Origin of the sequence: Fictibacillus norfolkensis (assembly GCF_014836645.1) — a bacterium.
Taxonomy (GTDB): Bacteria; Bacillota; Bacilli; order Bacillales; family Fictibacillaceae; genus Fictibacillus; species Fictibacillus norfolkensis.
In genome coordinates, this window is the sequence record NZ_JACSQM010000004.1 from 234918 (window position 1) to 248001 (window position 13084).

Here is a 13084-nt window from a genome sequence, read left to right on the forward strand (position 1 = left end):
CCATGGAAAGCAAGCAGCCTGGAGTGGAAATCAACTACTATCAACAACTGAGAAGTTTACACAAAAACGGAGTAATCTTTTAAGTCACCGTTTTAAAAGGCAGTTTAAGGGTAAATTACTAAAAAAGGATATGCAGCCGAAGGAGAGAGATCAATTGCCAAGAATAGCAGCAGTAAAAACGATAAATCCCCCTCATAAACTTTCTCAAGATCAAACAATGGATTTTGCAAGAAACCTATTTCAAGAAGCGTTCTCAGATATCGAACGTTTGCTCAAAGTATTTCAGAATGGTGAGATCGAGTCACGCTATTTCGCGATGCCTATAGATTGGTTTAAGGAAAAAAGAAGTTTTCAAGAAAAAAATGATTTATACATAGACTTTGCAACAAATTTAGGAGCAGAATGTATCGAAAAGGTCTTGTCTGATCAAAGCTTAAACGTTTCATATGAAGATATTGATGCCATCTTCTTCATCTCGAGTTCAGGCCTATCAACTCCAAGTATTGAAGCTAGAATCATGAACATCCTCCCATTTTCATCACATACAAAGAGGATTCCGATCTGGGGATTAGGATGTGCTGGTGGTGCATCAGGTTTTTCTAGAGCTTACGATTATTGTAAAGCCTATCCAAAATCAAACGTCCTCGTTCTAAGTGTAGAACTTTGTTCACTAACATTTCAGCACGAAGATCTTTCTAAGAGCAATTTAGTGGGAACATCATTGTTTGCGGATGGAGTTGCTTGTGCGTTGATCTGCGGTGATGAGTCCGATACGGCCAAAACATCAGAAGTATCACCTTACATAAAAGATACGATGTCCACATTGAAGCCTCATTCTGAAGATGTGATGGGGTGGGAAGTAAAGGACACGGGTTTGTATGTTGTCTTTTCAAGAGATATTCCAAACGTCATCAGGACGTGGCTCAAACCGAACGTTGATGAGTTCTTAAACCGAAATGAGCTTGTCGGAGAACAGATTAAACATTTCATCGCTCATCCTGGAGGAAAGAAAGTCTTACAAGCATACGTAGATGCGCTAGGGATTCCGTTATCGAAAACAGATATCTCAAGAGACGTGTTGAGGGAAAATGGAAATATGTCATCTGCCACTGTTTTCTATGTCTTGAAAAATTTTATGCAAACAGAAAAAGAAGAAGGAGATCTAGGTGTGATGGCCGCTTTAGGGCCAGGCTTTTCTTCTGAACTTCTTTTAGTGGAATGGAGGAAGTAGATGAACTGGTTTCTTCTATTTTGGAGTTTTCTTATCATACAGAGATTAGCAGAAGTAAGGATTGCTAAATCTAACGAAAAGAAGCTTTTGAGTAAAGGCGCAGTAGAAGCAGGGAGTGATCACTATAAGTGGATGGTTTCTATGCACGTTGCGTTCTTTGTTGTTTTCTTTTTAGAAGTATACGTGTTTAACGCACAGCCGCCTAGCTGGTGGATTGTTCCATTTACTCTGTTTTTAATGGCACAAGTGATTCGTGTATGGGCGATATCGTCTTTAGGAGAGTTTTGGAATACGAAGATTATTCTATTACCTGGTGCGAATGTAGTAGCTAGAGGTCCATACCGTTTTATGAGACATCCCAATTATACGGTCGTTTCTTTAGAGCTCTTAGTCATGCCACTAATTTTTGGTGCTTATTTTACGGCTATCCTTTTCACAATATTAAATATCTTCATGTTAAGAGTGCGGATACCAGCTGAAGAAAAAGCACTCATGGAACTGACAGACTACGAAAAAAGCCATGGTCAAAAACAGCGTTTTTTTCCTTCCCAATAATTAGCGGAAGTAAATCCCATTCATAACCTGTCCTTGTTTGCATAAACTTTTACAAAACACGTAAAGGGCGGGATTATGAATGAAACGAACACTAAAACGAAAACCACTGCTCCTCGTTATGATCTGTATGCTTATCCTTGCTGCATTCCCGCAAGAAGCAAAAGCTGAACCCGGTGTGTCAGCAAATGCTGCTGTGTTGATGGAGCAATCATCTGGAAGAGTATTGTATGGTCGTAATGAACATCGGCCAATGAGAATAGCAAGTATCACGAAGATCATGACTGCTATCCTTGCAATAGAATCAGGAAAGATGAATGATACGGTTACCATTACGGAAGTTGCATCGCGAACAGAAGGATCATCTCTATACTTGAAGCCAGGAGAGAAGATTCCACTAAAAGATTTAGTCTATGGATTGATGCTTCGGTCTGGAAATGATTCTGCAGTTGCGATCGCTGAACATGTAGGAGGAAGTTTAGATGGCTTTTCCTATTTGATGAATCAAAAAGCAGAAGAGATTGGAATGAAACATACTCGCTTTAGAAATCCACATGGACTCGACACACATGAAGATCATTATTCCACCGCTTATGATATGGCCATACTAACAAAGTATGCGATGAATAATGATACTTTTAAAGACGTGTCATCAACGAAGGTTTACAGATCAGAACAAACCGGTGAAAAATGGGATAGAGTGTGGCGGAATAAGAATAAGATGTTAAAGCTTTATGAGTATTCTACTGGCGGCAAAACCGGATATACAAAACGTGCTAAGAGAACGTTAGTATCAACTGCTGAAAAAGATGGAATGGAACTGATCGCTGTTACATTAAACGATCCTAACGACTGGGACGATCATCGGAATTTGTTTGAGTGGGGATTTCATTCTTTTAAGATGACAGAGCTGATTAAAGAAGGTGAAATTTCCGGCATCAAAGATAAAGGGTATAAAGGAAAAGTAGAAGCTGCACGAACGTTCACGTACCCTTTGCAAAAAGAAGAGATGAGACAGATCTCTTCTTCCATCCAGTTGTATGAGCTTCCTAAATCAGGCAAGTGGGAAAAAGAAAAAGTTCCTAAACCTGTTGGTAGGTATTTCGTAGATTTAAAGGAAACGAGAATTGCTGATCTTCCTCTTTATTATGATGGCAAAGCATTAATCAAACCTGATCAGGGAGGTCTCTGGTCGTCATTTAAAAGCATATTCAACAAGTTATTCTTTATAGCTAAGGAAGACACACGCCTATGGTGAATTACATCTGGGTAGGAATGATGGTAATCGGCTTCATTGTGGCAGGAATCAACGGCACCATGGATAAAGTGAACGAAGCGATTTTTACGAGTGCGAAAGAAGCGGTTACTTTAAGCTTTGGTATGATTAGTATCTTAGTATTCTGGTTAGGCATTATGAAGATCGCAGAAAAAGGCGGTTTATTGGAAGTATTAGCTGTGTTGTTCCGCCCGATCGTGAAACGGCTTTTCCCAGATATTCCAAAGGACCACCCTGCCCAAGGGTACATTCTTTCGAATATGGCAGCAAACCTGCTGGGACTCGGAAATGCTGCAACACCAATGGGAATTAAAGCGATGGAACAGCTAAAAATATTAAATGGCGGAAAAAATGAAGCCAGCCGGTCGATGATAACGCTCCTTGCGATAAATACATCAAGCATAACGCTCATCCCCACTACGATCATCGCGATCAGGATGAGCTATAACTCGGCGTCGCCGACTGATATTGTTGCGCCGACATTGATCGCGACTGCGATTTCAACGGTGGGTGCTATATTAATAGATCGATATTATTATTACCGCTCTTTACCTAAGGGAGGGAAATAGATGTCGATCGTTCAATCCTTTTCCATATGGTTTATCCCGTTTTTGATCGGTTTTATCCTTTTATATGGTACTTATAAAAAAGTGCCGACTTATGAGACCTTTGTAGAGGGGGGAAAAGAAGGTTTCTCGATCGCGATCAACATCATCCCCTTTTTAGTCGGCATGCTTGTTGCCATTTCAGTTTTTCGGGCATCTGGAGCTTTGGATTATGTCATGATGGCGATGCGTCCGCTATTTTCATTGTTTCATATTCCAGCAGAGGTGGTCCCGCTAGGGCTTATGAGGACGATTTCAGGTACTGGCGCTCTTGGGATGACATCAGATTTAATTGCAACACACGGTCCTGATTCGTTTATCGGAAGACTCGCTTCTACGATACAAGGAAGTACCGATACAACGTTTTATGTACTGACTGTTTATTTTGGAGCGGTTGGTATAAAAAAGATGAAATACGCGTTAAAAGTAGGATTATTAGCCGATCTGATCGGATTTTTAGCATCTATAGCTGTAATCTCACTATTGTTTTATTCATAATTCGACAAAAAAGAGCCGATCTGGCTCTTTTTTACGTTTACTGAGGTTGAGAATTACGAATAATGAAGGTATGATGAGACATGAGGTGAAATCATGGAACGATTGCAAAAAGTAATTGCCCAAAGCGGCGTAACTTCCAGAAGAAAAGCGGAGGAGTTAATTCGTGAAGGCAAAGTGAAAGTGAACGGAAATGTAGTGACCGAACTCGGCACAAAAGTAGGTACAAAAGATAAGATTGAAGTGAATGAGATTCAAATTCAACGGGAACAACCCGTTTATTTTTTGATGTATAAACCTTCTGGTGTGATTACGGCGGTTTCTGATGATAAGGGAAGAAAAGTAGTAGCTGATTACTTTAGAGATATTATCGAACAGCGTGTATTCCCTGTTGGAAGATTGGATTATGATACAACAGGTGCGATCATCATGACGAACGATGGTGAGTTTGCGAACGTACTTATGCATCCACGCTATCAGCTTGATAAAGTGTACATTGCGAAAGTAAAAGGAATTCCTTCAAGAGAGAGAATCAAGCAACTCGAACGAGGAATTCGCTTAGAGGACGGAATGACTGCTCCTGCGAAAGTGAAAGTAACATCGATCGATAAGAAAAAGGGAACAGCGATCATCGAGCTTACGATTCATGAAGGAAAGAACCGTCAAGTTAAGCGTATGTTAGAAGCGATCGGAACACCTGTCATGAAATTAAAACGTGAAAGATACGGCTATTTAGATCTTAAAGGGCTGAATCCTGGTGAGTTTCGAGAACTTACTCCACATGAAATCAAACAGCTAAGAAATTTGGCTGTCACACAAACGTCAAAAAAAAGCCGTAGATAGGCTTTTTTTTCAAGTTATAGTAAAATGGAAGCGGCTTAAAGGAGCGGATGGATGTTGAAAAAAAACAGGTTGTGGTTTCGCTCTGCTCTGCTTGCCATTTTAGTTGTTGCGGTCGGTTACACGATCTACAACAGTATGAATGAAGAGTCAGGTACATACATAAGTAAAGGCGATACGGCTCCAAATTTTGTACTAACCGATCTGAATGGCAAACAAGTAGAGTTAGAAGATTACCGTGGTAAAGGTGTTTTCTTGAATTTCTGGGGAACGTGGTGTAAACCGTGTGAACGAGAGATGCCTTATATGCAAAGGCAATATGAAAAATACAAAGAACAAGGTGTAGAAATATTGGCTGTAAACGTTAGTGAAACGAACGTATCAGTTAAAAATTTTGCTGACCGGTATCGTATGAGTTTTCCTATTCCTATGGACAAACAAAGAGAAGTAACGAAAGCATTCGGTATAGGACCGATTCCGACTACCATTTTGATTGATAAGAACGGAAAAGTAGTGGAACGGACGAGTGAATCATTATCAGAGAAAAAAATTATTTCCTTTATGGAAAAAATAAAGCCGTAACGGGGTGAAATGATGCAAAAGATAACATGTGAATGCGGCCACTCTAACCCATACGGAACAAGTCTTTGTCAAGCCTGCGGCAAACCGCTGAAGCAAGATGTTGAAGTACTATCAAGCATGAGGTATGAGGGAAGCGCCAGACGATCTCAAACCTATAAACAAACGTTTGTGGATAAAACTTGGAACTTCTTTTCGTCTGTTAAAGTCGGAGTGTGGCTCATTGTTATTATTTTAGTAGCAGCGGCAATCGGAACCATTTTTCCACAGGAAACGTTCATACCTCCTAATGTTGATCCTGCCACTCATTATGAAAGCGAATACGGTACGTTTGGACTTATCTATTATTTGTTAGGGTTTCATAACCTTTATGGATCATGGTGGTTCATTCTTCTCCTAGGAATGCTAGGTCTATCCATCATTATTGCCAGTCTTGATCGTGGTATACCGCTCTATAAAGCATTAAAGACACAAAGAGTCACGCGACATGATCAATTCATGAAGAATCAGCGTTTGTTCTCAAAAAGCAATGATGTCGAACTTGATGAGATCAAGTACACCCTAGAATCTCTTCGTTATAAAGTCCGAGAAGAGAATGGTAACCTTTTTGCGGAAAAGGGACGATTTTCAAGATGGGGTGCTTATGTAAACCATGTTGGACTGATTATCTTTTTAACAGGAGCGATGCTTCGATTCTTTCCAGGTATGTACGTTGACGATATCTTATGGGTTCGAGAGGGAGAGAAAGCTTCTATTCCTGGCACTTCAACCGAAGATGGGCAATATTATCTGGAGAACAATGATTTCATTCTTGAGATGTATGATAAGGAAGAAAAGAAGTTTAATAGTGCGCTAAGCTCTGTTGACGGAGAAGTTGCAAAAAACTATCAAAGTAACGTAACTCTCTATAAAACAAAAGAGAACCATACGATCGGAGCAGAGCCAGAGCTTGTAAAAGTAAAGAATGGTGAAATCCGAGTGAATGAACCGTTTAAGTTCGACTCGTTCGCTCTTTATCAAACAGATTTTAAGCTTAACGAGTTTTACAAGATGAGTTTCGAACTTGAAGAAAAAGCAACGGGCAACAAGTTTGGTAAGTTAACAGTAGATCTTCATGATCCTAAGAAAGAGTATGATCTAGGGGACGGCTATAAAGTTAAGATTGAAGAATATTTTCCGAACTTCGTCTTAAACGACCAGAACCAGCCATCAACCGTTAATAACTTGCCTGATAATCCAGCGTTTGTTTTCTCAATGTATTCTCCAAAAACACCTGACGGAGAAAAAGCGTTTGTTGGTATTCAGAAGAACATAGATTCTGGTGAGAACCAGTTTAAAATGTCATTCGCTGGGATTGAAACGAAAGATCTAACGGCGCTTACGGTTCGAAAAGACCATACGCTTTGGATCATCGCACTTGGTGGAATCATCTTTATGATAGGTGTTACACAAGGATTGTATTGGAACTATAGAAGGATTTGGATCAAACAAAATGCAGGAGAAGTATGGGCAGCCGCTCATACGAATAAGAACTGGTATGGCTTGAAAAAAGATGTGGAATTTCTGTCTGATAAGACCAATCTCACACCTTTAGAAGAAAAAGAAACAGCTTCAAAGTAATGCTGTTCAAGCGGGAGGGTTAATGATGGCTGAAATCAGCAGTACACTTTTATATAGTGCATTTATTATTTACTTGTTCTCTACTCTATTCTTTGCAATGTCTATTTCAGATAAAAAAGGAAAAGATGCTGTTCATACAAAAAAGTGGGGAAAAATAGGGTTCATAAGTTCTTGTGTAGGTTTTGCAGCTCAACTAGGCTATTTTATTACAAGGTGGATGGCAAGTGGACATGCCCCTGTAAGTAACTTGTTTGAGTTCACTACCTTTTTTGGCATGATGATGGTTCTTGCATTCATAATTTTATACACCATCTATCGAACGAACGGCCTAGGCGTTTTCGCGATGCCTATAGCTGTACTTGTTATCGCGTATGCGAGTATGTTTCCGAGAGATATCTCTCCGCTTATTCCTGCGCTTCAAAGTGACTGGCTGAAGATCCATGTTACGACAGCGGCGCTCGGAGAGGGAATCCTTGCGATCTCTTTCGTATCAGGTCTCATATATTTAATCCGTACAGTTGATCAGACGGTCTCGTCAAAAAAGACTTTATGGTTAGAGATCATCCTATACAGCTTGATTGCTGTTGTTGGATTCATCTTTGTTTCAATCGGATTCAAAGGTGTTGGATATGAATCAACATTTGAGATGATGGATGATAACAATCAAGCAGTTAAAGTAGTTTACGATATGCCGGCTATCTCTGGTCCAAGTAATGGAGAACAACTGGACGGTTCATTTGGACCACTATTCTCAACTCCATCTTGGATGAACGGTGTCGATGCTTCTATTAAGCTAAATACGTTTATCTGGTCACTAGTAGCAGGAGCTGTCCTTTACGGCTTGCTTCGTCTGATTTTAAGAAAAAGAATAGCAGCAGCTCTTCAGACAAAAGTAAAGATGAATCCAGATCTTTTGGATGAGATCAGCTACCGAGCAGTTGCCATCGGTTTCCCTATCTTTACACTCGGAGCACTTATCTTTGCTATGATTTGGGCTCAGCAAGCTTGGTCAAGATTCTGGGGATGGGATCCAAAAGAAGTTTGGGCTCTTATCACGTTCTTGTTCTATGCCGCTTTTCTTCATTTACGATTATCAAGAGGCTGGCACGGAGAAAAATCTGCATGGCTTTGCGTGTTAGGGTTCTGGATCATCACATTTAACTTGATCGCGGTAAACCTTGTTCTTGTAGGTTTGCATTCATACGCTTAATGATTTCAGAAGTCTCTCTTTTATTAGAGAGACTTTTTTAAAAGAGACGAACATGATCAACTACATAATGACCTTTAAGAATTGTTGTTTTAATCATTTTATTTACTTCATTGATAAGTTTATTGTATTGGAAGATGCGAGACTACGGGACGAGCGGCCAGGTGGAGACTCCTAAGGGCGCGTAGCGTGCCAGCTACCTGCAATTTCTTCTGGTAAGGCATGCGACGAGAAATCTCGCTTCGATAGGGTTTGCTGGTAGACACAGGAGCACACTTACTTCTTCGAACACCGTTCGCCCCGTGGAAAGCGAGCATCTGTAACGGAAATCAACTACTGAATAAGTTTTATTCAAAACCAGCCCTAAATGAAAGAAATAGATAGACAGCATGTCCGGTTTGTTTAGTGTACTTGGTTTCATGTATGATAGAGACAGGAAAAAATCTTGTTTAACTGATTTAAAGTGGAGGATTGAATATGGATACAGAAGCTAAAATTCTAGTTGTTGATGATGAAGAAAGAATTCGAAAACTATTAACGATGTATCTAGAGCGAGAGAACTACGAAGTTCATGAAGCAGAAAATGGTGAGGATGCGCTACAGATGGCAGTATCCATCAATTTTGATCTGATCTTGCTCGACCTTATGCTTCCTGGTATGGATGGGATTGAGGTTTGTGAGAAATTAAGAGAAAAGAAAGCGACTCCTGTAATCATGTTAACAGCTAAAGGAGAAGAGCTTAATCGGATAGAAGGATTCGAAGCAGGTACGGACGATTATATCGCGAAGCCGTTCAGTCCAAGAGAAGTCATCTTACGGGTAAAAGCACTGTTAAGAAGATCTTCTCCGACAAAGTTCCTTCAGACCGAGACAGTTGCTAAGAACGTTGTTGTGTTTAAGCACCTTACGATCGATCACGATGCTCACCGTGTAACAGCTGGCGGAAAAGAAGTTAACTTAACACCAAAAGAATATGAGTTGTTGTACTATTTAGCAAAGACCCCAGATAAAGTCTATGCACGCGAACAATTACTAAAAGATGTTTGGAACTATGAATTTTTTGGTGACCTTAGAACAGTTGACACACACGTGAAAAGACTAAGAGAAAAGCTTAATAAAGTCTCACCCGATGCAGCATCCATGATCGCAACTGTATGGGGAGTGGGATATAAATTTGAGGTTGGGAATGAATGATCTGGAGAAGTGTAGTTGGCAAACTATGGATAACGATACTTTTATTAGTCTCGGTCGTTTTAACGCTTCTCACCATTCTTCTTACACAGTTCTTTGAATCGTTTTACGATGATCAAGCGCGAGATCAATTAACGAAGATGGCTGATCGAGTGATGTTGATTATGGAAAGCGATGAGAACAAGGAGGAAGCAATACGCATCACAAGTGAAATGGCTGAAGCATATTCCATGTCTATTATGATCATAGACGAAAATCAGGAATCCTTTATGTCTAAGAATTCTTACGATGATGCACCTTATATCCCTGTTTCCGTTTTCAAAGAGAATGATCAGTTATCAACTGTGGCAGAGAGTGGAAAAAAGATATATGTAAACGGAGATTTTCCCGTTCTGAATAAAAATGATGAGACGATGCAAACGATGATCATATACGGTGAACCTTATGGGTCGGGAGAAAATGCAGGAGCCGTTTACGTCTATCAATCCATCGAAAATGTGGAAAAGACAACGAACCATACAAAGTATCTCATCTTTTTAGCAGCGGGGATCGCAATCATCTTAACTACGATCTTTGCATTTTTCTTATCTACACGTATTACGGCACCATTAAGAAGGATGAGAGAAGCGGCGACTTCTGTAGCAAAAGGTGAGTTTGATATGAAAGTGCCGATTTTAACCCATGATGAGATCGGAGAACTTGGCATGACGTTTAACCGTATGGGCAGACAGTTAAAAAACAACATCACAGCATTGAATCAAGAAAAAGAACAGTTAACGAGTGTTTTAAGTTCTATGGCTGATGGTGTGATCACCTTTGATAGAAAAATGAACATCCTTGTTACAAATCCTCCTGCTGATCGATTCCTACAGGCATTTTATTACGAATCAGGCATGAAGACAGAGGTCAACGGAAACGTTCCTGAGACGGTCAAACAGCTCTTTGGACAAGTTGTTGCACTCGAGAGTGAACAGATGACAGAGATTGCTATACAAGGCCGCTCGTGGGTAGTTGTAATGACGCCGCTGTATGATCAGTCTTTAATACGAGGAGCAGTCGCTGTTCTTCGAGATATGACAGAAGAACGACGAATGGACAAGCTTAGAGAAGATTTTGTTGCGAATGTTTCACATGAATTGAAGACGCCGATCGCTATGCTTCAAGGGTATAGTGAAGCAATCGTAGATGATATTGCAGAATCTGAAGAAGAGAAGAAAGAGTTAGCAGGAATCATCTTAGACGAATCGAAACGCATGGGAAGACTAGTTAACGAACTTCTCGATCTTGCAAGATTAGAAGCGGGTCATATGAAGCTTCACTATAGCTCTCTTCCAATCATTCCTTTTGCAGAAAGAATCGTGCGAAAATTTCAAGGCCCAGCAAAAGACAGAGAGATTCAATTGAATCTAGAGTTCAACAAAAATCTCAAAAGTCTGCAAGAGGAGATGGATATCGACCCAGACCGGATTGAGCAAGTCTTAACCAATTTGATCGATAATGCTATTCGTCATACTTCTCAAGGTGGGTTTGTTAACCTGACTGTAGAAGTGAGCGATCAGAACGTGAAGTTTTATGTTAAAGACAATGGAACAGGCATTAAAGAAGAAGATCTGCCATTTGTTTTCGAACGCTTTTATAAAGGTGATAAAGCAAGAACAAGAGGGAAATCAGGTGGAACGGGTCTTGGACTTGCCATTGCAAGAAACATAGTGGAAGCACATGGTGGTCAGATCAGCGTTCACAGTAAGAATAATGAAGGTACAACATTTTCTTTCGTTATTCCGCGAACGTTGAAATAAATTAGCAATACGTCCCGATTAATCTTGTTTCATAAGGAACAAAAGCAGTTATTAAAAAAGGATTTCACAAATTTCTCCAATATGTTTATAATAGGAATTGTGATTTATAAAATTTCATAAGTGTTAAACAGGTGCAGTCCTTTATTGGACGAGCTTAATAGGGAAAACGGTTAGAATCCGTTGCGGTCCCGCCACTGTAATTGTGAGAATCCTATAGTTTCGCCACTGTGAAAACGGGAAGGCGTTAGGAGACGATGATCAAGAGCCAGGAGACCTGCCTGTTTGTTACATGACATGACCTACGAGGATAGGGGGGTGTTTAACAGTACCGGGGCCGGTTGCTGTTTTCTGCCTGTATACTATTAATCTCCTTCGTAGCCGAAGGGGATTTTTTTAGTTGTACGTGATTTTTCGAGGAAGTATTTTACATATTGTTGCTTTTAAGAAGGTGGTTGATTTCCGCTCCAGTTGCTTAGCTTTCTGCGGGGCGTGCGGTGAGCCCCCTTGCCGCGTTGCGCCTTAAGGGGTCTCATCTGACCGCTCGTCCCGCAGGAGTCTCGTATCTTCCGCTCCAATCAACTTTATCGAGAAAGTTTTATGAACAATAGGTAAAGCAAAGATCAATGAAATGAAGAAAATTATCTAGGAAGAGGTTTAATCATGAAAAAATTACTTTTAGTATTAGCAACAATGATGATGATGTTAGTGGGCTGTGGAACGACTGAAACGAAGGAACCAGCTGATCAGCCGAAACAAGAAGAAACGAAGAAAGAACAAGTAACGGTTGAGATCACGAAAGATAACGGAAAAGAAAAGGTTACGGAAAAGAAAGTCGAAATTGCAAAAGATGCGACGATCATGGACGTGATGCAAGATAACTTTAAGATTGAAACTCAATACGATGGTGCTTTTATAAGCAGTATTGAAGGCGTGGCTGGAAGCGAACAAGAGAAAACATCTTGGTTCTTTTCTGTAAACGGTGAAGAAGCGATGAAGGGTGCTAAGGATATTACGTTAAAACCTGGCGATGTAGTAGAATTTGATCTTCACAAATATGAATAAGCTGACAGTTAAACGAATTACGATCATCGCCTTACTTGCTGCTATATTGACAGTAGGTAGAATCGCCTTTGCTATGATACCCAATGTTCAGCCGAATACGACGATACTCATTCTTGCTTCATTCGTACTCGGTCCAGCTCAAGGGCTGTTACTTGCCATACTAAGCACGATAACAACAAATCTTTTTTTAGGACATGGCTTGTGGACGTTCGGTCAGATGTTTGCGTGGGGGCTGATAGCCGTTATGAGCGCATACTTAGGCAAATACAGACATAACATACCTTGGTTGTTGCTTCCTATCTATGCAGGATTCTGTGGCTTTTTGTTTGGTTTCATCATGTCCGTAATCTTTGGTGGAATCATCATGCAGAAATTCTGGCCGTATTACTTAGCGAGTCTTCCTTTTGATCTAAATCACGCTATTGGTAACGTAGTATTCTTTATCGTTCTTTACAAACCACTTCTTTATGTAATGGAAAATTATATTAATAAAGATGTAAGTCAAAAAGCTGCCTTTGAATAGGTAGCTTTTTTTTCTTTAAAAACCGGTTCAAAATGTTCTATAGCTGAATAGGATGATAAAGTTGAATTTACTTTTACCTAGGAGGACCCTATGCGAGATTATCT

At 40.1% G+C, this 13084-nt stretch carries 13 protein-coding genes and 1 riboswitch; all 13 genes read left to right on the forward strand.

Annotated elements, in window-relative coordinates:
* The first annotated feature begins 154 nt into the window (after positions 1–154).
* The 13 genes from H9648_RS11380 to H9648_RS11440 all read left to right on the forward strand — a co-directional run bounded on the left by H9648_RS11380 (position 155) and on the right by H9648_RS11440 (position 12980).
* Positions 155–1231: a type III polyketide synthase gene (locus H9648_RS11380; RefSeq protein ID WP_191753933.1), complete on the forward strand. Its 1077-nt coding sequence runs from the start codon at positions 155–157 to the stop codon at positions 1229–1231.
* Positions 1232–1786 carry an isoprenylcysteine carboxyl methyltransferase family protein gene (locus tag H9648_RS11385; protein ID WP_191753934.1) on the forward strand — a complete coding sequence of 185 codons (555 nt, stop codon included), beginning with the start codon at positions 1232–1234 and terminating at the stop codon, positions 1784–1786. It abuts the gene before it with no gap.
* A 79-nt stretch (positions 1787–1865) separates the two neighbouring features.
* Entirely contained in the window at positions 1866–3041 is a 1176-nt protein-coding gene (locus H9648_RS11390) for a D-alanyl-D-alanine carboxypeptidase family protein (RefSeq protein ID WP_191753935.1), read from the forward strand.
* Positions 3035–3628: a nucleoside recognition domain-containing protein gene (locus tag H9648_RS11395; RefSeq protein ID WP_191753936.1), complete on the forward strand. Its 594-nt coding sequence runs from the start codon at positions 3035–3037 to the stop codon at positions 3626–3628. Before H9648_RS11390 ends, H9648_RS11395 begins: the two co-directional genes overlap by 7 nt.
* The gene (locus tag H9648_RS11400; protein WP_066395796.1) at positions 3629–4162 is read left to right on the forward strand and encodes a spore maturation protein; all 534 of its coding nucleotides are present in this window, start codon (positions 3629–3631) and stop codon (positions 4160–4162) included. It abuts the gene before it with no gap.
* 93 nt (positions 4163–4255) lie between these two features.
* On the forward strand, positions 4256–5002 hold the full coding sequence (locus tag H9648_RS11405; RefSeq protein WP_191753937.1) for a pseudouridine synthase: 747 nt from the start codon (positions 4256–4258) through the stop codon (positions 5000–5002).
* Between the two features lie 54 nt (positions 5003–5056).
* The gene (resA, locus tag H9648_RS11410) at positions 5057–5581 is read left to right on the forward strand and encodes a thiol-disulfide oxidoreductase ResA (protein ID WP_318243521.1); all 525 of its coding nucleotides are present in this window, start codon (positions 5057–5059) and stop codon (positions 5579–5581) included.
* Positions 5582–5593: 12 nt separating this feature from the next.
* Positions 5594–7198 (forward strand): cytochrome c biogenesis protein ResB, encoded by a 1605-nt coding sequence (gene resB / locus H9648_RS11415; protein ID WP_191754082.1) that lies wholly within the window; start codon positions 5594–5596, stop codon positions 7196–7198.
* Between the two features lie 25 nt (positions 7199–7223).
* Positions 7224–8408, forward strand: coding sequence for a c-type cytochrome biogenesis protein CcsB (gene ccsB, locus H9648_RS11420; protein WP_191754083.1), 1185 nt, complete (start codon positions 7224–7226; stop codon positions 8406–8408).
* A gap of 474 nt (positions 8409–8882) precedes the next feature.
* The gene (locus H9648_RS11425) at positions 8883–9599 is read left to right on the forward strand and encodes a response regulator transcription factor (RefSeq protein WP_066395787.1); all 717 of its coding nucleotides are present in this window, start codon (positions 8883–8885) and stop codon (positions 9597–9599) included.
* Positions 9596–11395, forward strand: a complete 1800-nt coding sequence (locus tag H9648_RS11430; RefSeq protein WP_191753939.1) for an ATP-binding protein — start codon at positions 9596–9598, stop codon at positions 11393–11395. Before H9648_RS11425 ends, H9648_RS11430 begins: the two co-directional genes overlap by 4 nt.
* 112 nt (positions 11396–11507) lie before the next feature.
* Positions 11508–11691, forward strand: a riboswitch (cobalamin riboswitch).
* 364 nt (positions 11692–12055) lie between these two features.
* Positions 12056–12457: a DUF4430 domain-containing protein gene (locus H9648_RS11435; protein WP_191753940.1), complete on the forward strand. Its 402-nt coding sequence runs from the start codon at positions 12056–12058 to the stop codon at positions 12455–12457.
* Positions 12450–12980 carry an ECF transporter S component gene (locus H9648_RS11440; RefSeq protein ID WP_191753941.1) on the forward strand — a complete coding sequence of 177 codons (531 nt, stop codon included), beginning with the start codon at positions 12450–12452 and terminating at the stop codon, positions 12978–12980. The genes H9648_RS11435 and H9648_RS11440 overlap by 8 nt, the downstream gene beginning before the upstream one ends.
* The last annotated feature ends 104 nt before the right edge of the window (positions 12981–13084 follow it).